General features: G+C 64.2%; 23 protein-coding genes. 17 read left to right on the top strand and 6 right to left on the bottom strand.

What is annotated here, in order from left to right:
- Positions 1-67 precede the first annotated feature (67 nt).
- Positions 68-550 (top strand): D-glycero-beta-D-manno-heptose 1-phosphate adenylyltransferase, encoded by a 483-nt coding sequence (rfaE2, locus tag P0D68_RS16940; RefSeq protein WP_091800843.1) that lies wholly within the window; start codon positions 68-70, stop codon positions 548-550.
- A 107-nt stretch (positions 551-657) separates the two neighbouring features.
- On the opposite strand, the gene P0D68_RS16935 is transcribed toward rfaE2, so the two are convergent.
- The 3 genes from P0D68_RS16935 to P0D68_RS16925 form a co-directional block, all read right to left on the bottom strand.
- Positions 658-897, bottom strand: a complete 240-nt coding sequence (locus P0D68_RS16935) for a hypothetical protein (protein ID WP_091796909.1) — start codon at positions 895-897, stop codon at positions 658-660.
- A gap of 74 nt (positions 898-971) precedes the next feature.
- Positions 972-1,772: a type III pantothenate kinase gene (locus P0D68_RS16930; protein WP_408184515.1), complete on the bottom strand. Its 801-nt coding sequence runs from the start codon at positions 1,770-1,772 to the stop codon at positions 972-974.
- Positions 1,769-2,686 (bottom strand): biotin--[acetyl-CoA-carboxylase] ligase, encoded by a 918-nt coding sequence (locus P0D68_RS16925; RefSeq protein WP_408298531.1) that lies wholly within the window; start codon positions 2,684-2,686, stop codon positions 1,769-1,771. Before P0D68_RS16925 ends, P0D68_RS16930 begins: the two co-directional genes overlap by 4 nt.
- A 105-nt stretch (positions 2,687-2,791) precedes the next feature.
- Here P0D68_RS16925 and P0D68_RS16920 point away from each other — a divergent pair, with 105 nt between their 5' ends.
- The 10 genes from P0D68_RS16920 (at position 2,792) to P0D68_RS16875 (ending at position 11,492) form a co-directional block, all read left to right on the top strand.
- Positions 2,792-3,925: an MlaE family ABC transporter permease gene (locus tag P0D68_RS16920; protein WP_408298533.1), complete on the top strand. Its 1,134-nt coding sequence runs from the start codon at positions 2,792-2,794 to the stop codon at positions 3,923-3,925.
- Positions 3,922-4,800: an ABC transporter ATP-binding protein gene (locus tag P0D68_RS16915; RefSeq protein WP_091796902.1), complete on the top strand. Its 879-nt coding sequence runs from the start codon at positions 3,922-3,924 to the stop codon at positions 4,798-4,800. The genes P0D68_RS16920 and P0D68_RS16915 overlap by 4 nt, the downstream gene beginning before the upstream one ends.
- A gap of 16 nt (positions 4,801-4,816) precedes the next feature.
- Positions 4,817-5,779 carry an MlaD family protein gene (locus P0D68_RS16910; protein ID WP_091796901.1) on the top strand — a complete coding sequence of 321 codons (963 nt, stop codon included), beginning with the start codon at positions 4,817-4,819 and terminating at the stop codon, positions 5,777-5,779.
- A 30-nt stretch (positions 5,780-5,809) separates the two neighbouring features.
- Positions 5,810-6,436, top strand: coding sequence for an ABC-type transport auxiliary lipoprotein family protein (locus tag P0D68_RS16905; RefSeq protein WP_408184519.1), 627 nt, complete (start codon positions 5,810-5,812; stop codon positions 6,434-6,436).
- 31 nt (positions 6,437-6,467) lie between these two features.
- Positions 6,468-7,625, top strand: coding sequence for a VanZ family protein (locus tag P0D68_RS16900; RefSeq protein ID WP_408298536.1), 1,158 nt, complete (start codon positions 6,468-6,470; stop codon positions 7,623-7,625).
- A 124-nt stretch (positions 7,626-7,749) separates the two neighbouring features.
- Positions 7,750-8,073, top strand: a complete 324-nt coding sequence (locus P0D68_RS16895) for a (2Fe-2S) ferredoxin domain-containing protein (protein WP_408184521.1) — start codon at positions 7,750-7,752, stop codon at positions 8,071-8,073.
- Positions 8,074-8,081: 8 nt separating this feature from the next.
- Positions 8,082-8,726: an alpha/beta hydrolase gene (locus tag P0D68_RS16890; protein ID WP_091796897.1), complete on the top strand. Its 645-nt coding sequence runs from the start codon at positions 8,082-8,084 to the stop codon at positions 8,724-8,726.
- Positions 8,727-9,042: 316 nt separating this feature from the next.
- Positions 9,043-10,272 (top strand): D-alanyl-D-alanine carboxypeptidase family protein, encoded by a 1,230-nt coding sequence (locus P0D68_RS16885; protein WP_091796896.1) that lies wholly within the window; start codon positions 9,043-9,045, stop codon positions 10,270-10,272.
- A 13-nt stretch (positions 10,273-10,285) separates the two neighbouring features.
- Positions 10,286-11,251: a D-amino acid aminotransferase gene (locus P0D68_RS16880; protein ID WP_408298539.1), complete on the top strand. Its 966-nt coding sequence runs from the start codon at positions 10,286-10,288 to the stop codon at positions 11,249-11,251.
- Positions 11,223-11,492: a DUF493 family protein gene (locus P0D68_RS16875; protein ID WP_091796894.1), complete on the top strand. Its 270-nt coding sequence runs from the start codon at positions 11,223-11,225 to the stop codon at positions 11,490-11,492. Before P0D68_RS16880 ends, P0D68_RS16875 begins: the two co-directional genes overlap by 29 nt.
- Positions 11,493-11,512: 20 nt before the next feature.
- On the opposite strand, the gene P0D68_RS16870 is transcribed toward P0D68_RS16875, so the two are convergent.
- Positions 11,513-12,481, bottom strand: coding sequence for a transcriptional regulator GcvA (locus P0D68_RS16870; protein WP_091796893.1), 969 nt, complete (start codon positions 12,479-12,481; stop codon positions 11,513-11,515).
- 98 nt (positions 12,482-12,579) lie between these two features.
- Between P0D68_RS16870 and P0D68_RS16865 the strand changes: the two genes are divergently transcribed.
- The 3 genes from P0D68_RS16865 to lipA all read left to right on the top strand — a co-directional run bounded on the left by P0D68_RS16865 (position 12,580) and on the right by lipA (position 14,880).
- Positions 12,580-12,906 carry a DUF2917 domain-containing protein gene (locus P0D68_RS16865; protein WP_091796892.1) on the top strand — a complete coding sequence of 109 codons (327 nt, stop codon included), beginning with the start codon at positions 12,580-12,582 and terminating at the stop codon, positions 12,904-12,906.
- Positions 12,907-13,136: 230 nt separating this feature from the next.
- Entirely contained in the window at positions 13,137-13,862 is a 726-nt protein-coding gene (gene lipB / locus P0D68_RS16860) for a lipoyl(octanoyl) transferase LipB (protein WP_408298542.1), read from the top strand.
- A gap of 13 nt (positions 13,863-13,875) precedes the next feature.
- Positions 13,876-14,880 (top strand): lipoyl synthase, encoded by a 1,005-nt coding sequence (gene lipA / locus P0D68_RS16855; protein WP_091796890.1) that lies wholly within the window; start codon positions 13,876-13,878, stop codon positions 14,878-14,880.
- Positions 14,881-14,994: 114 nt separating this feature from the next.
- Here the strand turns inward: lipA and P0D68_RS16850 are convergent, their stop codons facing one another.
- Positions 14,995-15,129: a hypothetical protein gene (locus P0D68_RS16850; RefSeq protein WP_408298544.1), complete on the bottom strand. Its 135-nt coding sequence runs from the start codon at positions 15,127-15,129 to the stop codon at positions 14,995-14,997.
- A 385-nt stretch (positions 15,130-15,514) separates the two neighbouring features.
- On the opposite strand from P0D68_RS16850, the gene tauA reads away from it, so the two are divergent.
- From tauA to P0D68_RS16835, 3 genes are read left to right on the top strand one after another with little or no spacing between them, the layout of a single operon-like run.
- Complete coding sequence (tauA, locus tag P0D68_RS16845) at positions 15,515-16,537, top strand: taurine ABC transporter substrate-binding protein (RefSeq protein ID WP_408298546.1); 1,023 nt, start codon at positions 15,515-15,517, stop codon at positions 16,535-16,537.
- A gap of 41 nt (positions 16,538-16,578) precedes the next feature.
- On the top strand, positions 16,579-17,376 hold the full coding sequence (locus tag P0D68_RS16840; RefSeq protein WP_408184526.1) for a taurine ABC transporter ATP-binding protein: 798 nt from the start codon (positions 16,579-16,581) through the stop codon (positions 17,374-17,376).
- Positions 17,373-18,242: an ABC transporter permease subunit gene (locus P0D68_RS16835; protein WP_408298548.1), complete on the top strand. Its 870-nt coding sequence runs from the start codon at positions 17,373-17,375 to the stop codon at positions 18,240-18,242. The genes P0D68_RS16840 and P0D68_RS16835 overlap by 4 nt, the downstream gene beginning before the upstream one ends.
- Before the next feature lie 43 nt (positions 18,243-18,285).
- Here the strand turns inward: P0D68_RS16835 and P0D68_RS16830 are convergent, their stop codons facing one another.
- Positions 18,286-18,969, bottom strand: a complete 684-nt coding sequence (locus P0D68_RS16830; RefSeq protein WP_408298550.1) for a histidinol-phosphatase — start codon at positions 18,967-18,969, stop codon at positions 18,286-18,288.
- Positions 18,970-19,147: the final 178 nt, after the last annotated feature.

Below are 19,147 nucleotides of genomic sequence, written 5' to 3'. Positions count from 1 at the left end.
GCCTTTTTGCTTCATGCCGTTCACCGTGTATCGTGACGGCACTTCCTTGTCTCTTTCCGACTCCGTCATGGCTGCCATTTTTGAACGCAAGATCCTGACGCGCGATGCTCTGGCGACGCTGCGTCCTTCGCTGAGCGCGCCAGTTGTGTTTACCAACGGTGTGTTCGATATCCTGCATCGCGGGCATGTCACTTATCTCGCGGACGCCAAGGCTTTGGGCGCCTGCCTGATTGTCGGCGTGAATAGCGATGCATCGGTTCGCATGCTCGGTAAAGGCGACGACCGGCCCATCAATAACGAGGCGGACCGCATGGCGTTGCTGGCAGCGCTGGAGAGCGTCGACTACGTGGTGTGCTTCGGCGAGAAGACGCCCGTGGAGTTGATTTCGGCGCTTCGGCCGGATGTGCTCGTCAAGGGCGGCGACTACGACATGGACACGTTGCCCGAGTCGGCCATTGTGCGAGGCTGGGGCGGCAAGGCGTTGGCGATTCCCTTCGAGCATGACCGCTCGACCACCGCGTTGCTGAAGAAAGTCCGTACTCAGGGCTAATGGCTGAGTGGCGCTCAATGGCGCTTAATGGTGCCGCGGTAAAGTTGCCGTGTCGAACTGGCTCCTTGCGTTTCGAATCTTGACGGCCGAACGCGTAACTGCCCGCGTTACTGCGACAGCGCGGAGGCCGCGATCGGCGCCGCCGGTGCCGGTCCGCCCACCACTGCCTGATCGGCGGCCTCGGCTGCCGTGACCGGCTTCACCTTCAACCATTCCGGATGAACCTGGCGGTTCAGATGGTTGGGCTCGCGTCCGCCGGCTGTGGGCGTCGGGCCAAATACGCCGCGCACCGCGACGAATGCCAGCATGTTGGCAAGAAACAATATGGCGATCAGCCAGCGCAGCATTGTTGGTTTTCCCCGTCCAGAAGTTGAGCCGCCGTTATCCGCGGTTATCCATATCGCCGCGATCAGGCCGCGCGTTAAGCTGCGCGCTCGGCAGCGATCAGCGCAAGACCGGACAGCACGAGCGAATCGTGGCGAGTATGCGGCACTTTCAGTGCACTCGCCACTTCGTCCACAGCGCCGCCGCTGACTACGAGCCGTACCGGCACCCGCCACTCTTCCTGCAGATCACGCCACATCCGCTCGATCAACCCCGCTTGCGCCAACGTGCAGCCGGCGGACAACGAGCGCGGCGTGTCGGTTGCGAAGAACGGACCACGGCGTACTGCGTCGGCCGAACTGCCGTCGAGCAGGCCGCGGGCCGCATTGGCGTCGAGCGTCGGCAGTTGCGCCGTGTGCTCGCCGAGCGAGCGCATCATCAAAGTCCAGCCCGGCGCGATCAGACCGCCGACAAAGCAGCCGTCCGCACGCAATGCCTCGAGCGTAGTGGCCGTGCCGAACGTCGCGATCAGGAGATGTTCACCGGGAAACGCCGCGTGCGCGCCGATCATGCCGGCCCAGCGGTCGCTGCCGAGCGTATGCGGCGCGGTGTAGCTGTTGGTCACGCCGCATTGCTCTGGGCACGCGCGGATCGTGGTGAGCGGCAAGTGTGGCCAGTGCGCGTCGAGCAACGCGGCAATCCGCTGAGCGACGCCTTCACCCGCCACATTCGACAACCATGCGCCGCCGGGCGTGGGCAAGTTCGACCAGTCCGGCTGATCCTCGCCGCCGTGCCCCAGCGCGCCGCCCGCAATCTGCGAACCGCCCGTCTGCACCAGCGCCCACTTGATGCGGCTATTGCCGGCGTCGATCAACAGATCAGGCTTGCCGCGCGTCATGCAGCACCGTCGGCCAGACGCAGCGAGATGTCGCCCGTCGCGACGATCTGGCGGCCGGTCGCGGTATCGAGCAGCAACTGACCGCGCTCGTCGACGCCCGCCGCCACGCCGCGCATCTGTTCCTCGCCTTGTTCCAGCAACACGACTTCGCGGCCTGCGTAAGCGTGCACCGCGTTCCAGCGCGCCTGGAACGGCGCGAAGCCTTCAGCGCCGAAGCGCTGCAAAGCCGGTTCGAGTGCATTCAGTTCGGCGGCGAGCGTATCGGTGAGGTTGGCGTTGGGGAGCGCGCGCTGCAATGCGGTCGGAACGGTGCCGCGCGCCTGCGGCGGCGCACTGGCGTTCAGCGCACCGACTTTGGCGGCGAGTTCGTCCGCGCCCTTCACGTTGGTGCCGATGCCGATCACCACCGCGCTGGCTTTATCCGTGCTCCACGCGGTTTCGATCAGGATGCCGGCCAGCTTGTCGCCTTCGAGCAGGACGTCGTTCGGCCACTTCAGCGCGATCTGGCCGGGACCCGCGACCGGCAGCGAGCGCAGCCCGTCGACCAGCGCCACGCCTACGGCGAGACTCAGGCCCGCGAGTCCTTCGAGCGGGCGCGGCAGCACGCAGGCCACCGAAAATAGCAGCGCATTGCCCGGCTCCGCATACCACGGACGGCCGCGGCGGCCACGCCCGGCCGTCTGCAGATACGCGACCCGCACGATCGGCCGCGGCAATGCGCCGGCCTTGCGCGGCAACGCTTTGACGCGGGCCATCAAATCGGCGTTGGTCGAGCCGGTTTCCTCGACGATCTCGATCGGCCAATCGTTCGCCTGCGGGCCGAACAGGGCGACGGCGCGCTCGCGGTCGATGCGCCAATCGGTTTGGTGCGCGGCTGCGGCGGCGGCCTGCGGGGGAGTCTTGGAAGCGTTCATGACTCATATTGTAGCGACAGCGAACGCGCTCAGCCCACGTGGACGGTCCTTCTGCCGCGCCTTCGTTACAATGGCCCCTAAACCGATAACCAGATTCAGCGATCCTTGAACTACGACACTCCGCCCGGCCTCGAAGTCGCGGCAGGCAGCCAAGGCAAGATCGTCCGGCTCTCGGGCCAGTGGACGGCGCTCGCGCTCGCCCGCGACCGGGCCACCGGGCACGTGATTCCGCTACTGCGTTCACTGGTCGGCACCGAAGGCATCGGCCAGTGGGACCTGTCGCGCATCGACCGGATGGACCACGTCGGCGGCCAGGCCCTGTGGCGCGTGTGGGGGCACAAGATGCCGGCGGATACCACGCTCACCGACACGCAGCGCGACATTTTCGAGCGCATCGCGCTGCTCGACACCGTGCGCGAGACAGCCGAGCCGGTGATCAAACTCGATCCGTTCACGCGGCTGGGACTCGCGATCTTCTCGTTCTTCGAGCATCTGTATGGCGGCGTGGCCATGCTCGGGCGCGTCGTGCTCGATCTGATGGAGATCGCGCGCAAGCCGAAAATCACGCCGTGGACCGAGATCTCCGCGAATATCTATAACGCCGGCACCAAGGCCTTGCCGATCACGGCGCTGGTCGCGTTCCTGATCGGTATCGTGCTGAGCTATCTGTCGGCGCAGCAACTGCGGCTTTTTGGCGCGAACCAGTACATCGTCAATATTCTCGGCCTCTCGGTGATTCGCGAACTCGGGCCGGTGCTTTCGGCGATTCTGGTGGCGGGCCGCTCGGGTTCGGCCATCACCGCGCAGATCGGCGTAATGCGCGTGACCGAGGAACTCGACGCCATGCGCGTGATGGGCATTCCGCACGGCCTGCGGCTTATCCTGCCGCGCGTGCTTGCGCTCGGCGTGGCCATGCCGCTGCTCGTCATGTGGACCAACATCATCGCGCTGACCGGCGGCGCACTGGCCGCCAAGATCGTGCTCGGCATCGACATGAGCTACTTCGCGCGGGCGTTGCCGGGCGTCGTGCCGGTTGCGAATCTGTGGATCGGGCTCGGCAAGGGCGTGGTGTTCGGTATGCTGATCGCGATCGTCGGCTGTCACTTCGGTTTCCGTATCAAGGCCAATTCGCAAAGTCTCGGCGAAGGCACGACGACCTCGGTGGTGACCTCGATCACGATCGTGATTCTCGCGGACGCCGTGTTCGCGATCCTCTTCCAGAACGTGGGGCTCGGATGATCGCGCCACTCACTCAGGCCGTGCGTGGCCAACCCGTCCCCTCGATCGCCGAGCCGGTGATCGAAGTGATCGACGTGACCAAGCGCTACGGCCGCAACATCGTGCACCAGCATCTGAATCTGGACGTGCGGCGCGGCGAGATCATGGCGATCGTCGGCGGCTCGGGTTCCGGCAAGACCACGCTGGTGCGGCAGATTCTCGGTCTCGAGCGTCCGTCGTCCGGCACCATCAAGCTGTTCGGCGAGAATCTCGCAACCATTTCGCCGGAAACCGCGCTGCTCATGCGCAGCCGCTCCGGCATGCTGTTCCAGCGCGGCGCGCTGTTTTCGTCGCTCTCGGTGTTCGACAACATCGCGCAGCCGGTGCGCGAACTCGGCCAGGTGCCCGAAGATCTGTTGCGCGACATCGTGATGCTCAAGCTCGAGATGGTCGGCCTGCCGTGCAAGCATGCGTCGAAAATGCCGTCGGCGCTGTCGGGCGGCATGATCAAACGGGTGGGCATTGCCCGGGCTATCGCGCTCGAACCCGAACTGCTGTTTCTCGACGAGCCGACGGCCGGACTCGATCCGCAGGCGTCCGATGAATTCGTCGAGCTGATTTCCGCGCTGCACCGCGCGCTCGGCCTGACGGTGGTGATGGTTACGCACGATCTCGACACGATGATCGCGCTGTCCACCCGCGTCGCCGTGCTGGCGGATCGCAAGGTGCTGGTCGCCGCGCCGGTCGAAGAGGCGGCGGCGGTCGATCATCCTTTTATCCGCGAGTATTTCCTCGGCTTGCGCGGGCGGCGCGCATTGCAGGCGTTGCCGCCGGAGCGCCGCGCGAAGCTGCCGCGCGCCGCGCTCGAGCCGGCGTCGTCCGAATTGCCGCTGTGAACCAGGGAACCTGACAATGGAAAACAAATCACATGCCTTCTGGGCCGGGCTCTTCACGATCGTTTTGCTGGCGGCAGTCGCGGTGGCGGCTTTTTTGTTCAACGTCGACCGTTCCGTGCGGGTGCCGTACGATCTGATTGCGCGCACCAACGTCACGGGCTTGTTTACCGACGCTGCGGTGCGCTATCGCGGGCTCGACGTCGGCAAGGTGCAGTCGATCAAATTCGATCCGGATCATCCAGGGCAGATTCTGATCCGTATTCTCGTGGACACGCACGCGCCGATTACGCATTCGACATTCGGCAGCCTGGGTTTCCAGGGCGTGACCGGTATCGCCTTCATCCAGCTGGATGACAACGGGCGCGATCCGACGCCACTGCCGTCTTCGGCCAAACAGGTGGCGCAGTTGCCCATGCGCCCCGGCTTGCTCGATCAACTGCAGCAACGCGGCGACGTGCTGCTGCGTAAACTCGAAAAAGTCGCAAACGACGTCGACAATCTGTTGTCGCCGGAAATGGCCGCGCAGTTGCAAGGCACGGCGGCGAGCCTTCAGAAGGCTGCGGACGGCGTCGCCACGCTGACCCAGCAGATCGCGCCGGCCGCCGGCAAGTTGCCCGGCACGCTGGATCAGTTGGACCGCACGCTGGCGTCGACCAATCAGTTGATCACCGGGCTGAACCGCCCGAACGGTCCGTTCGAGACCAACCTGAACAAGGTCGGCACGGCCGCGCAACAGGCGGGTGATGCGCTGACGTCGATGAACGGCTCGTTGCAGGAACTGTCGGCGCGGGTCGGCTACGACACCTTGCCGCGCGTCAATTCGCTCGCTGAAGACGTGCGCTCCGCCGCCCGCTCGGTGGATCGCGCAGCCGATACGTTCAGCACCAATCCGCGCAGCGTGCTGTTCGGCGCGCCGGGTGTGGCGCCTGGCCCTGGCGAAGCAGGATTCCAGTGGCCTGCCGCCCGCGCCGCCAAATGATTTTGAAGGTTTGAAGAAAGGAAGATTGTCATGTCACGCTCGATTCACCGATTGTTCTCCTCGAGCGCCGCGCTAGCGGTGTTGCTCGCATTCGGCGTGCTGGCCGCGGGCTGCGCCGGTAACCCCGCGGCGCTCTCGGACATTCGCTACGACTTCGGGCCGCCGGCTCCGGCGGCGTCCGCGGGTACGTCACCGGCTGTGAAGGTGCTCGACGTCAGCGCACCGGACGTGCTCGAATCGGACAAGCTGGTTTACCGTCTTAGCTTCGCCGACGCACAGCAGACCGCTGCTTACGCGAACAGCCACTGGACCATGATGCCTTCGCAGTTGCTGACGCAGCGTCTGCGTGGCGCGCTCAGCTCGCGCGGCACCGTGCTGACGGGCGCCGACGGCGTGTCCGCGCCGGTGTTGAAGGTCGATCTGAGCGAGTTCGAACAGGTTTTCGACAGCCAGTCCGAAAGTCACGCCGCGGTTACCGCGCGCGCCACGCTGATTCAGAGCGGCAAGGTGATCGGTCAGCGCACCTTTATCGCGCGCGCGCCGTCCAGGTCGGCGGACGCCGCCGGCGGTGCGCAGGCGCTCGCCAGCGCCAGCGACGATCTGGTCGCGCAGATTGGCGCGTGGCTCGGCGTGCAGGCGCTGGTCGCCGCGCAATGACCGGCTCGCAGCGCACGCAACGGAGCGCTGCATGAGCGAACGACCCTGGCTGCGCCGTCCGTCGGCGCTCGCCCGGCAAGCGCTGGTGCTGTATGCCGCGTTGATCGTCTACGGTTCGTGGTATCCGTTTTCGGGCTGGCGTTCGCTCGGCCTCGGTCCGTTTGCTTTCCTGTCCGATCCCATGCCGCAGTACCTGACGGCGTTCGACGTCGTCACGAACGTGCTCGGCTATATGCCGTTCGGCGCGCTGGTGGTGCTTGCGCTCTATCCGCGCTGGCGCGGCACGCTGGCAGTCGCGCTCGCCTTCGTGCTCGGCGGCCTGCTCTCGGGCGCGATGGAAGCCGTGCAAACCTATCTGCCGACGCGTGTCGCTTCCAACCTCGATCTCGCCGCCAATGCGCTCGGCGCGCTGCTCGGCGCGGCCATCATGTCGCCGGCCACGGGCGCGCTGCTCGACCGCGGTTTGCTGCGGCGCTTGCGGCTCGTGTGGTTCGAGCGCGATCGAGCCGCGCTCGCGTGTCTGATCGCGGCGTGGCCATTCGCGACGATGTACCCGGCGCCACGCCTGTTCGGTCTCGGCAACTGGCCGCGCGCGCTCTGGCTGCGTTTCGATTCGACCACCCAGGATGCGTTGCTCTCGTGGACGCCGCCGGGCTGGCACGTTGGCGCCTGGCCGGCCGTCGTCGCCGCCTGGATGCCCGACGACGTGTGGGAAGCGGTGATCACCACGCTCAACCTGTTCGCGGCGCTCGCGCTGGCGTCGTTGCCGGTGCGTCGGCATGCGCCGCGCGTGCGTTTGTTGCTCCTGTTCATTTTCATGACCTTGTGCGTGAAGGTCGGCGCGACGTTTTTGCAGTCGCAGTCCGGTCTCGCGTTCGACTGGGCCACGCCCGGCGCGCTCGCGGGGCTCGTGTGCGGCACCGCGGCCGCACTGTGCGCGCTGCGACTGCGGCGCCGGTCCCGCGCGATGCTGGCAGGTGTCGCGCTGACGGTCGCGCTGGTGTTCGTCAATCTGTTGCCCGTGAATCCTTATTTCGATGCCGTGCTCGCCGACTGGCGGCAAGGGCGCTATCTGCACTTCAACGGGCTGGCGCACTGGCTCGCATGGATCTGGCCGTACGCCGCGCTGGTGTGGCTGGCGTATGTGGTCGAGCAGGCGTGGCTCAGGCGGCGCGTGAAGCGCGCATAAAGCCCGCGCGAAGCGCAGCCGGCATCGGCGGCCGCCGGTCCCGCTCGTTATAATCGTTCGCACAACAGGCGCGCCGTCGTGCATTCAGCGCCATTCCCACCCTGGCAGTTTCGCCCCGGACATCATGGACTCTTTCTACAAGTACCACGTCTTCTTCTGTCTCAATCAGCGCGAGCCCGGCGCCGAGCGCCCGAGCTGCGCGAACTGCAACGCGCAGGAGATGCAGGAGTATGCGAAAAAACGCGTGAAGAAACTCGGTCTCGCAGGTCCGGGTCAGGTACGTATCAACAAGGCCGGTTGCCTCGACCGCTGCGAGCTCGGCCCAACGCTCGTCGTGTATCCGGAAGGCGTCTGGTACACGTATGTCGACGAGAGCGACATCGACGAAATCGTCGACTCGCATCTGGTGAACGGCAAGATTGTCGAGCGTCTGAAAATCGATCAATAAGCCTCGCCATGAACACACATACGAAGAAGTATCTGATCGACGGCCCGGTCGGCAAGATCGAGGTCGCGCTGGATCTGCCCGATGCAACGCGCGAGAGCGGCGCCGCGCCGCGCGGCATCGCGCTGGTCGCGCATCCGCATCCGCTGTTCGGCGGCACGATGGACAACAAGGTCGCGCAAACGCTCGCGCGCACGCTCGTGCAGTTGAACTACGTGACCTATCGCTCGAATTTTCGCGGCGTCGGCGAAACGCAAGGGGAGCATGACGCGGGCATCGGCGAGCGCGACGACCTGCGCGCCGTGCTCGATCACATGCGGGCCGAACCGGGCCAGGCCGATCTGCCGCTCGTGCTCGCGGGTTTTTCGTTCGGCACTTTCGTGCTGTCTCACGTGGCCGCGAAGCTGCGCGAAGAAGGTCAGGAGGTCGAGCGAATGGTGCTGGTCGGCACGGCGGCGAGCCGCTGGGAGGTCGCGCCCGTGCCGGAAAACACGCTCGTGATTCACGGCGAGACCGACGAGACGGTTCCCATTCAATCCGTTTACGACTGGGCGCGTCCGCAGGAATTGCCCGTGGTCGTGATTCCGGGGGCGGAACATTTTCTGCATCGCAAGCTGCACGTTCTGAAGCGGATCATCGTCGACGCGTGGCGGTGATCGGCATGCGCCGTGTGTTTTCCGGGGTACAGGTACGCGCAAACGCAAATTAATCGCCGGCCTTTGCGCAAAGTTACCGGGAGAGCACGCGTATAATGGCGACTCTTTTTTGGGCGCAGCGCCGCCCATCCGGCAGTTCGCGCGACGCGTAGCGTCTTTTCGCCGCAGCGGTGCCGGATGCAGGGCGTGCTGCGCGAACCGATCGCGTGGCCGGAAGTCCAATGGCGCTGTGTCGTTTTACGGCCAGACGCCGCCGACCGGCTCTTCCAAACAATGCGCCCTGCGCGCGATGTACTTTTCTGCACGAATCGACCCTATGCGTTTCTCCACCTCCGGCCGCACGTCGTTCCCTTCGGTTGCTTCCTTCGTTTCCCCTACGCTTAGCCGTGCCGTGACTCTCGGCATCGTGTTGCCGGCCACGCTCGCCGCCAGCACGGCGTTCGCGCAGGTGCCGCCGCCGGCGGTGAACGCGCGCTCGTGGGTGCTCGTCGACGCCACCAGCAATCAGGTGCTCGCCTCGGGCAACGCCGACGAACGCGTGGAACCTGCGTCGCTCACCAAGCTGATGACGGCGTACCTCGTCTTCGAAGCACTGCAGACGAAGAAGATCACGATGGAACAGACGGTCATGCCGAGCGAAGCCGTGCGCCGCGTGCGCACCGACGAATCGCGCATGTTCATCGAAGCGAACAAGCCGGTGACCGTGCACGATCTGGTCTACGGCATGATCATCCAGTCGGGTAACGACGCGGCGATCGCGCTGGCCGAACTGGTAGGCGGCAGCGAAGCGCAGTTCGTCAACATGATGAACACCGAAGCGCAGCGCCTCGGCATGAAGCACACGCATTTCGCCGACGTGAACGGCATGCCCGACCCGCAGCACTACACGACCGCGGGCGACCTCGCGATCCTGTCGGCGCGTCTGATTCGCGACTTCCCCGACTACTACAACATTTTCTCGGTCAAGGAATTCACGTACAACAAGATCAAGCAGCCGAACCGCAATCGCCTGCTGTGGATCGACCCGACGGTGGACGGTCTGAAAACCGGTCACACGCAAGCGGCCGGTTACTGCCTGATCGCGAGCGCGAAGCGTTCGCTGCCGGGCACGACGGACGCATCGCGCCGTCTCGTCTCGGTCATGATGGGCGAGACCAAGGAGCACGACCGCGTGCAGGACAGCCTGAAGATGCTGAACTACGGCTACACCGCGTACGACACGGTGCGTCTGTACAAGGCGAATCAGGTGGTGGGCACGCCGCGCGTCTATAAGGGTGCGCAGGACACCGTGCAGATCGGCGTGAAGGGCGATCAGTACATCACCGTGCCGAAGGGCATGGGCGACAAGGTGAAGCCGCAGATCGAGCAGATCGATCCGCTGATCGCGCCGCTCGCGAACGGTCAGCAGGTCGGCACGGTGAAGCTGGTCGCCGACGGCAAGGTGCTGGCGCAGTTCCCGGTGGTGGCCTTGCAGGCCGTTCCGCAAGCCGGCGTGGTTGGCCGCGTGTGGGATTCGCTGATGCTCATGTTCAACAAGAAGAAGTAAGAGCCCGATTGCAATGACCGCTGTTACCGATGTTTCGCCTGATCCGATTGTCTGTCTGAACGGCGAGTTGGTGCCGTTGTCCGAAGCGCGCGTGCCTGTTCTCGACCGCGGCTTTATTTTCGGCGACGGTATCTACGAAGTCGCGCCGCTCTACGCTCATCCCGCGCAAGCGGGCGGCCGTACGCCGTTTCGTTTCCAGCAGCACCTGGCGCGGCTCGCGCGCTCGGTCGGCAAGATCGGCATCGCCAATCCGTTCGACGACGCCGGCTGGCGCGCGCTGATCGGGCAGGTGGTCGCGGCGAACGAGGCGGATGGCGGTTTGCGCGCCGATCAGGACGCAATTGCCTATATTCAGGTCACGCGCGGTGTCGCGAAACGCGGTCATGCGTTTCCGGCCGGCATTCAGCCGACCGTGTTCGTGATGGTCACGCCGCTGAACCTGCCGGACGCGGCGCAGCGCGCGCAAGGCGTACGTTGCGTCACCGCGGAAGATCGTCGCTGGCTCAATTGCGATATCAAGTCGGTCTCGTTGCTCGGCAACGTGCTGATGGCGCAATACGCCGCGGAGAACGACGCGTTCGAGACCATCCAGTTTCGCGACGGCATGCTGACCGAAGGGTCGTCGTCGAATGTGTGGATGGTGAAGGACGGCGTGTTGTCCGCGCCGCCGCGCAGCCACAAGATTCTCGAAGGGATTCGGTACGGCCTGATCGAGGAATTGGCGAGCGAATGCGGCATCCGTTTCGAGGCGCGTGAGATTGGCGAGGCCGAGCTGCGCGCGGCGGACGAGATCATTGTCAGTTCGGCAACCAAGGAAGTGCTGCCGGTCACGCAGCTCGACGGTCAGCCGGTCGGCGAGGGCAAACCGGGCGCGGTCTTTGCGGCGCTGTACGCGGCTTATCAGCGAGCCAAGACCCAGGAAGCGCGCGAGGCGCAGCAAGGAGTAGAGAATGAGTCCCGTGAACGAATCACTGTTTGAGTTTCCGTGCGATTTCCCGATCAAGATCATGGGCAAATCGCATCCCGAGTTCGCCGAGACGATCGTTACGGTGGTCCGGCGGTTCGACAATGAAGTCGACGAATCGCGCGTGGAGATGCGGCCGTCCAGCGGTGGCAACTACACCGGCCTGACCGTCACGGTGCGCGCCACGAGCCGCGATCAGCTCGACGATATCTACCGCGCACTCACCGGCCACCCGATGGTGAAGGTCGTGCTGTAACGCATCTCCCCGCGTCTGATTTACGGCGTGATGCGCAATGCGTCCGCCGTCCTTCCCGCGCTTGAGCCGGGTCCCGCCTCGCAAGCCCGGTCGAAAAGCTGCTTGAAGCGTCCCACCTCCTCGAACACCCAGTCGCGAAACGCCCTGACCCGGGCGGTTTCGAGCATCTGCGGCGGGCAGATGAAGTAGTACTGCCACGGACTCGGTCCATCCACATCGAATAGACGCACAAGGCGGCCTGCCGCGATCTCGTGCATGGCCAGTGAGCGGCGCGTGAGCGCAACGCCCTGGCCGTCGATGGCCGCTTGCAGCAGGTTCGACGAATCCTGGTACAACACGCCGCGCTTGGGCTCGGGCCAGTCGGTGAGGCCGGCGGCGTCGAACCAGGGGCGCCATAGCTCGTCGTCGGAACGCAGCAGCGGGACGTTGGCCAGATCGGCCGGCGTTTGCGGCAGCTTGCCGCCGTTGAAATTCGGCGCGCAGGCGGGAAAGAAAATCTCCTCCAGCAACAATTCCGAATGCAACCCCGAATATTTGCCGAAGCCAAAACGGATCGCCACGTCGACGTCGTCACGCGCGAAATCCGTTAGTGCGTTGGTGGACAGCAGTTCGAGGTCCCACTGCGGATGCGCCTCGATAAAGCTGCCGACGCGCGGCGTCACCCAGCGCGCCGCAAACGACGACAGCATGGACACGACAAGCCGCCGCTCGCGGTCGCCGGCGCGGATCTGGCGGGTGGCGTCGGCGAGCGCCATCAGCGCGGAGCGCACGTGCGTGGCATAGCGCCGGCCGGTCTCGGTGAGCCGCACGCGCTTGCCGTCGCGCGCGAACAGCGAGACGCCCAGTTCGGCCTCGAGCGCGCGGATCTGGTGGCTGACGGCGCCGTGGGTGACGAAGAGTTCGTCGGCCGCGCGCGAGAAGCTTTCGTGACGGGCGGCGGCCTCGAACGCCTTGATCGCGTTCAGTGCGGGGAGTTGCCGGAGGTCCATGTCAATATTTCTCACATAGAGGTGAAAATAGATCGTTTTGCGTAAACCCTTGCTACGCCTAGGATTGTAGTCACGAAACGTTTTTTGGCGAGGGCATCATGCGAGAAATTTCCTCTAGCATCGCGTTTGAAATCCGCAGTGGCGAAACACTTCCGTTGAAGGTGGCGCGCAGTACCAAGCTGGTCGTTCGCGGCGGCGCGGTATGGGTCACACGCAGCGACGACATCGAGGATTACTGGCTGCAACCCGGTCACACGCTGCGACTTCGGCGCGGAGAACGGTTGTGGCTGAGCGCTGAAGGCGACACGCAGGCAAAGGTGGCGTTTTCCGTGCCGACGCGTTGCGATGAGCGCGCGCTGAACTGGTTCGCGCGGATCGGCGAACGGCTGGCGGCGCGCGTGCGGGGCGGCTGGCGGACGGTTTGACGGATGCCACGGGCGCGCCAGGTTCGGCGAACGATGCTGCTGAACGGTTGAGCGTCGCCTCTGGCCTGAGCACGCTGCTGGCTCAGCCACGCGACGGCGGCTGGCAAGACCGGCGAGGCCGGACCACACCGGTTTTGCCCTTCAAGGGCGAACGAGTCGTCCCCGACGTGACACTCCCAACGCGCCCAGTTCCGGCGAGGATTCCCGTATTTCGGTAAACTGGCGAAATCATGTGCGCCACCCCGGTTTCACCCAACCCCTTGCCTGCCTCTGTGCCGCTTACGCTGCGTTGGCGTGGCAGCGAACCCTACCAGACCAGTTTCGACGCCATGCGCGCGTTCACCGACGAGCGCACGGCCGATACCCCCGACGAAATCTGGCTGGTCGAACACCCTCCCGTCTTTACGCTAGGCCAGGCGGGCGATCCCGCCCATCTGCTGGCCGCCGACAGCGGTATTCCTCTGGTCAAAGTCGACCGGGGCGGGCAAATCACGTATCACGGGCCTGGCCAGGTCGTGGCTTATCTGCTGCTCGATTTGCGCCGTCGCAAGCTGATGGTGCGCGAGTTGGTCACGCGGATCGAGCAAGCCGTGATCGACACGCTTGCGGCGTATAATCTCGCCGGAGAACGAAAGGCGGGCGCACCCGGTATCTACGTGGCGCCCGGGCCGGACGCCGGGTTGCATGCCGGCGCCAAGATCGCGGCGCTGGGTTTGAAAATCCGCAACGGCTGCAGCTATCACGGCGTGAGCCTGAACGTGAGCATGGATTTGCGACCGTTTCTGGCCATCAATCCGTGCGGCTACGCAGGGCTCGAAACGGTCGATATGGCAACGCTAGGCGTTACCGCCGGCTGGGACGACGTGGCCCATACCTTTGCAGCACGCCTCACCGCAAACCTCGACGGCAGTCCCGCGGCCGTCGCCCAACCACAGGCCGGTGCACTCACCGCCTGACTGGACCGAACGAATGACTGACGTTACCGCGAACCTCGCAGCTTCTCCCGCTCCTGATGCCGTGCCGGCCCCCGCCGCCTACGACGCTACCGCGAAGCAGAAAGCCCAAGCCAAGACCGCCCGTATTCCCATCAAGGTCATCCCGATCGAGAAGCTGAAGAAACCGGACTGGATTCGCGTCAAGGCGGCCACCGGCAATTCGCGTTTCTACGAAATCAAGCAGATTTTGCGCGAGCACAATCTTCACACGGTGTGTGAAGAAGCGAGCTGCCCGAACATTGGCGAATGCTTCGGCAAGGGCACCGCGACCTTCATGATCATGGGCGACAAGTGCACGCGCCGTTGCCCGTTCTGCGACGTCGGCCACGGCCGCCCAGATCCGCTCGACGCGGATGAGCCGGGTAATCTCGCGCGCACAATTGCTGCGCTGAAATTGAAGTACGTGGTGATCACCAGCGTTGACCGCGACGATTTGCGCGACGGTGGCGCGGCCCACTTCGTGGAATGTATCCGTCAGACGCGTGAGCTTTCGCCGGAGACGCGCATTGAAATTCTGACGCCGGATTTCCGCGGCCGCCTGGATCGCGCGCTCGGCATCCTGAACGCCGCACCGCCCGATGTGATGAATCACAACCTCGAAACGGTGCCGCGTCTGTACAAGGAAGCGCGGCCGGGTTCGGACTACGCGCATTCGCTGAAGCTGCTGAAAGACTTCAAGGCGCTGCATCCTGACGTGGCCACCAAGTCCGGTCTGATGGTCGGCCTTGGCGAAACCGAAGAAGAGATTCTGCAAGTAATGCGCGACCTGCGCGAGCACGACGTGGACATGCTGACGATCGGTCAATACCTGCAGCCGTCTGAGCACCATCTGCCGGTGCGCTCGTACGTGCACCCGGACACGTTCAAGATGTACGAGGAAGAAGCGTACAAGATGGGTTTCACGCACGCCGCAGTGGGCGCAATGGTTCGTTCGAGCTACCACGCAGATTTGCAGGCGCATGGAGCCGGTGTGGTCTGAGTATTTTCGCTAGCGGTTGGATTGAGAAAAGCCTGCACGTGTTGCAGGCTTTTTTCTTTGGGGCGGCGAAACATCGAGAACAGGAATCGCGCGCTGTTGTTCTGCTCCCGCGAGTTACCGGTAGTACTGTGCAAGCAGCATGCAGATCGAGGACATCGTTCCGCCGATGATGGAAAAAGGAATGCTGAGCTCGATAATGCGATAGCGCAGCTCGCGGTTCTCGATAATGTAGTCGATCAGATTGGGCATATTGGATATCCCTGTTGGACGTGCATGGAAGTATAGCCGGGGCAATTAAAAATTAGTTAGGTTAACGAATAATGAGGTAGTGCGAATGAGGCGGCGACGGTCGCGGTCATGATTAGCGAAGGCCACATCAGCCTGCCTTCCTGTGCTGTGTCGCCGCTACGGTATTCAAGGTGTGGCGATGAGTCAGCCGCGCCGAACGACACGAGGATAGACGCCGCCTGGCGCACATCGAAATGACGCAGCAGCAGTCGCCGCTAACCAACCGAACATGAAAAGCAATGCTAAAACAGCGTGATTAGCAATCGCGGATTAATTAGAACCGGCCGCGAGCAAACTGCCTATAGTCGAAAGCCTCCCGAACCCTACCTACTCATGAGGCTTCACGATGAACCGCTTTCGCCGTTCGCTTACCGCGTTCGCCACGTTGCTCGCACTGTCCGCGCCGTTTGCTTCCGTGGCGCACGCCGACACCAAAGAAGTCGTGATTGCGTATCAGGACATGGTGGTGCCGTGGCGCTACGCGCAGGCCACCGGCGAAGTGGAGAAAGCCACTGGCTACAAGATCACCTACCGCAAACTCGGTAGCGGCGCCGACGTGATCCGCGCGTTGGCGTCCGGTTCGGTGCAACTCGGTGAAGCCGGCTCCAGTCCCATCGCTGCCGGGCTGTCGCAGGGCGTGGATATTTCGCTGTTCTGGATTCTCGACAATATCAACGACGCCGAAGCGCTGGTCGCCCGCGACGGCTCCAATGTCACGAGCATCGCGGGCCTCAAAGGCAAGAAAATCGGCGTGCCGTTCGTGTCCACCTCGCACTTTCATACATTGGTCGCGTTGCAGAGCGCCGGCGTGAATCCGTCCGACGTCAAGATCGTCAACCTGCGCCCGCCTGAAGTCGCGGCGGCGTGGGAGCGTGGCGACATCGACGCAACGTACATCTGGGATCCGGTACTGGCCAAGGTCAAGAAGAGCGGCAAGGTGCTCATCACCTCGGGGCAGGTCGCGCAGCAAACCGGCAAGGCGACGTTCGACGGGTTCGTAGTCGATCGCAAGTTCGCCAGTCAGAACGCCGAATTTGTCACGCGCTTCGTGAAGGTGCTGGCCGCAACCGACGCGAATTATCGCGACCACACCTCCGCATGGACGGCTTCGTCGCCGCAGGTCGAGGCGGTCGCGAAAGAGTCCGGCGCGAACGCGCAGGAAGTGCCGGCGAGCCTCGCGTTGTACGCGTTCCCGACGCCCGCCCAGCAGGCTTCGAATGCATGGCTTGGGGGCGGCGCGCAATCGGGCGCGGCGAAGTCGCTGGCTGCGACCGCGGCGTTTTTGAAGACGCAAGGCACGATCCAGAACGTGCTGGCCGATTACTCGACCGGTGTCGATCCGCAGTTCGTGCAACGCGCGGCGCACTGATCGGCGCAGTCAGTTTTCAATCAGCATCATGAGGTCCGGCGATGAGCGGTCTTGAAATACGGCAATTGCAAGTCGCCTACGAAGGCACGCGCGGCGCGGCGCCGCATGTCGCGCTGGCCGATGTCGATCTGCGTATCGAACCCGGTGAGTTCGTGGTCGCGCTGGGCGCGTCGGGCTGTGGCAAAACGACTTTGCTCAACTGCATTGCGGGCTTTATCCAGCCAACTGAAGGCGAGGTGCGGCTGAACGGCGAACCCGTCATCGGGCCGGGTGCGGACCGCGGTGTGGTGTTCCAGAAGTATGCGTTGATGCCGTGGCTCGACGTGCTCGACAACGTCGCACTCGGCTTGCGTTTTCAACGCGTACCCAAGGCGGAGCGCGAGCGCATTGCGCTCGACATGCTGAAGCTCGTCGGACTCGAAAAGCATGCGCGCTCGCAAGTCTATGCGCTGTCGGGCGGCATGCAGCAGCGTGTGGGAATCGCCCGCGCGCTGGCCAGCGATCCGCAAGTGCTGCTAATGGACGAGCCGATGGGCGCACTCGACGCCATGACGCGCGAGTCGATGCAGGAACTCGTACTCGACGTCTGGGGCCGCACGCGCAAGACGGTGTTTTTCATTACCCACAGCGTCGAAGAGGCGCTCTTTCTCGCGACCCGCCTCGTCGTCATGACGCCGGGTCCGGGCCGCATCGCCGATAGCTACGACTTGCCGTTCGCACAGCGTTTCCTGCAGACGCGCGATGCACGCGCGGTGAAGTCGTCGGCGGATTTCATCGAGTGGCGCGAGCGGTTGGTGCATCGTCTGCACGAGCGTAATCAGGAAGAGGTGGTGTCGTGACGGCTTCGCGTGAATCATTCGGCAATGTGCCGCTCGCCGGGGCCGGCAAGCGGCCGCGGCGTACCGCGCGCCCCGTACGCGGCTGGCGTTTGCCGGGCGAAGGCCCGAGCGCGGCACTCAGCGCGCTCTCGGTCACGACGCTCGCGGCGTTGTGGTGGCTTGCCACGCATCTGCACTGGCTGCCGCCGCTCTTTCTGCCGACGCCCGAAGCCGTCTGGGCCGCCTTTATCGACGCGTGGCACGGCCGCATTCAAGGCGGCTTGCCGCTTTCAGCGCATCTCGCATGGAGTGCGTTGCGCGTGTTCGGTGCGTTTGCGCTCGCCGCAGTCACGGCCGTGCCGGTCGGTATCCTGATGGGCGTGAGCCGGGTCGCGCGCGGCCTTCTCGATCCGCCGCTGGAGTTCTACCGGCCGCTGCCGCCGCTCGCTTATCTGCCGCTGGTGGTGATCTGGTTCGGCATCGACGAAACGGCGAAGATCGTCGTGATCTATCTCGCCTGCTTCGCGCCGATTGCTATGGCCGCACGCGCCGGTGTGCGCAGCGCAACGATCGAGCAGATTCATGCGGCGTATTCACTGGGCGGCCGCTTTTCGCAGATCGTGCGGCACGTGGTCCTGCCCGCCGCGCTACCGGAGATTCTGACGGGCCTGCGGATCGCAATCGGCTTCGGCTGGACCACGCTGGTCGCCGCCGAAATGGTCGCGGCCACCGCGGGCCTGGGTCAGATGGTGCTGAACGCGTCGAGCTTTCTGCGTACCGACGTGGTGGTGATGGGCATCGTGCTGATCGGACTGATCGCGTGGTTCTTCGATCTGGGTATGCGAGCGCTGGAGCGGCGGCTCGTGCCGTGGAAAGGGCGCGTGTAGCGCGGCGGCTGCCGCGCCGCATCGAACTCGATAAAACGCAAGCTCAGGCAAACAGTTCGATCACCGGCCAGCCGCGTTCCGTGGCGACCGCACGCAAGCGTGGATCGGGATTGGTTGCGACCGGATGCGTGACGCGTTCCAGCAAGGGGACGTCGTTGATCGAGTCGCTATAGAACCAGCTCTGCGGAAAATCCTGCAGGCGGTGCCCAAGCGACGCGAGCCAACTCTCGGTGCGCGTGATCTTGCCTTCGCGGAAGGTGGGCGTGCCGACAGCCATTCCCGTAAAGCGCGCCAACGGATCGCCGCCTTCGGTGCCGAGTTCGATGCCCAGCAGATGCTCGAAACCGAGTGCCTTGCCGATCGGCTCCGTGATGAACACGTTCGTAGCGGTGACGATGCAGCACAGGTCGCCCGTATCAAGATGGCGTTGCACGAGTTCGCGCGCAGCCGGCAGGATGGCGGGCGCAATCACCTCTTGCATGAACTGCGCATGCCACGCGTCGAGTTGCTCGCGCGAGTGGCGAGCAAGCGGTGCTAGCGTGTAGTTCAGATAGGCGGTCATGTCGAGCGTGCCGGCCACATACTGCCGGTAGTAATCGTCGATTTCCTGCGCGTGCCGCACGGCGCCTTCTATACCCAACCCGGCAATGAAGTGGGCCCACGCCTGATCGCTATCGAGCGGCAGCAACGTGTGGTCCAGGTCGAACAGCGCAAGGTTGCGGCTCATCCAGAGTCCTCATGATTAAGTGGTCAAGCCGTCGAACCCGATGCATGACTGACCACGAGCCGGCACACAGTCATCCACAGCTTGACACGAGCGTATATTTAAACGCACAAAATTACAATATGGCAAAAATGTGCAACACTACTGTCATATACGCCCCGGTGCCGGTTCACGCGGCATG

The organism is Paraburkholderia sp. RL17-380-BIE-A (genome assembly GCF_046028085.1).
Taxonomy (GTDB): domain Bacteria; phylum Pseudomonadota; class Gammaproteobacteria; order Burkholderiales; family Burkholderiaceae; genus Paraburkholderia.
This window is presented reverse-complemented; position numbering and strand designations above follow the sequence as displayed.

What these genes read in the sequence shown, in the direction of transcription:
- rfaE2 (WP_091800843.1), top strand. Translation starts at nt 68, where the DNA reads ATGGCTGCCATTTTTGAACGCAAGATCCTGACGCGCGATGCTCTGGCG.
- P0D68_RS16935 (WP_091796909.1), bottom strand. Translation starts at nt 897, where the DNA reads ATGCTGCGCTGGCTGATCGCCATATTGTTTCTTGCCAACATGCTGGCA.
- P0D68_RS16930 (WP_408184515.1), bottom strand. Translation starts at nt 1,772, where the DNA reads ATGACGCGCGGCAAGCCTGATCTGTTGATCGACGCCGGCAATAGCCGC.
- P0D68_RS16925 (WP_408298531.1), bottom strand. Translation starts at nt 2,686, where the DNA reads ATGAACGCTTCCAAGACTCCCCCGCAGGCCGCCGCCGCAGCCGCGCAC.
- P0D68_RS16915 (WP_091796902.1), top strand. Translation starts at nt 3,922, where the DNA reads ATGATCGCGCCACTCACTCAGGCCGTGCGTGGCCAACCCGTCCCCTCG.
- P0D68_RS16910 (WP_091796901.1), top strand. Translation starts at nt 4,817, where the DNA reads ATGGAAAACAAATCACATGCCTTCTGGGCCGGGCTCTTCACGATCGTT.
- P0D68_RS16905 (WP_408184519.1), top strand. Translation starts at nt 5,810, where the DNA reads ATGTCACGCTCGATTCACCGATTGTTCTCCTCGAGCGCCGCGCTAGCG.
- P0D68_RS16900 (WP_408298536.1), top strand. Translation starts at nt 6,468, where the DNA reads ATGAGCGAACGACCCTGGCTGCGCCGTCCGTCGGCGCTCGCCCGGCAA.
- P0D68_RS16895 (WP_408184521.1), top strand. Translation starts at nt 7,750, where the DNA reads ATGGACTCTTTCTACAAGTACCACGTCTTCTTCTGTCTCAATCAGCGC.
- P0D68_RS16890 (WP_091796897.1), top strand. Translation starts at nt 8,082, where the DNA reads ATGAACACACATACGAAGAAGTATCTGATCGACGGCCCGGTCGGCAAG.
- P0D68_RS16885 (WP_091796896.1), top strand. Translation starts at nt 9,043, where the DNA reads ATGCGTTTCTCCACCTCCGGCCGCACGTCGTTCCCTTCGGTTGCTTCC.
- P0D68_RS16880 (WP_408298539.1), top strand. Translation starts at nt 10,286, where the DNA reads ATGACCGCTGTTACCGATGTTTCGCCTGATCCGATTGTCTGTCTGAAC.
- P0D68_RS16875 (WP_091796894.1), top strand. Translation starts at nt 11,223, where the DNA reads ATGAGTCCCGTGAACGAATCACTGTTTGAGTTTCCGTGCGATTTCCCG.
- P0D68_RS16870 (WP_091796893.1), bottom strand. Translation starts at nt 12,481, where the DNA reads ATGGACCTCCGGCAACTCCCCGCACTGAACGCGATCAAGGCGTTCGAG.
- P0D68_RS16865 (WP_091796892.1), top strand. Translation starts at nt 12,580, where the DNA reads ATGCGAGAAATTTCCTCTAGCATCGCGTTTGAAATCCGCAGTGGCGAA.
- lipB (WP_408298542.1), top strand. Translation starts at nt 13,137, where the DNA reads ATGTGCGCCACCCCGGTTTCACCCAACCCCTTGCCTGCCTCTGTGCCG.
- lipA (WP_091796890.1), top strand. Translation starts at nt 13,876, where the DNA reads ATGACTGACGTTACCGCGAACCTCGCAGCTTCTCCCGCTCCTGATGCC.
- P0D68_RS16850 (WP_408298544.1), bottom strand. Translation starts at nt 15,129, where the DNA reads ATGCCCAATCTGATCGACTACATTATCGAGAACCGCGAGCTGCGCTAT.
- tauA (WP_408298546.1), top strand. Translation starts at nt 15,515, where the DNA reads ATGAACCGCTTTCGCCGTTCGCTTACCGCGTTCGCCACGTTGCTCGCA.
- P0D68_RS16840 (WP_408184526.1), top strand. Translation starts at nt 16,579, where the DNA reads ATGAGCGGTCTTGAAATACGGCAATTGCAAGTCGCCTACGAAGGCACG.
- P0D68_RS16830 (WP_408298550.1), bottom strand. Translation starts at nt 18,969, where the DNA reads ATGAGCCGCAACCTTGCGCTGTTCGACCTGGACCACACGTTGCTGCCG.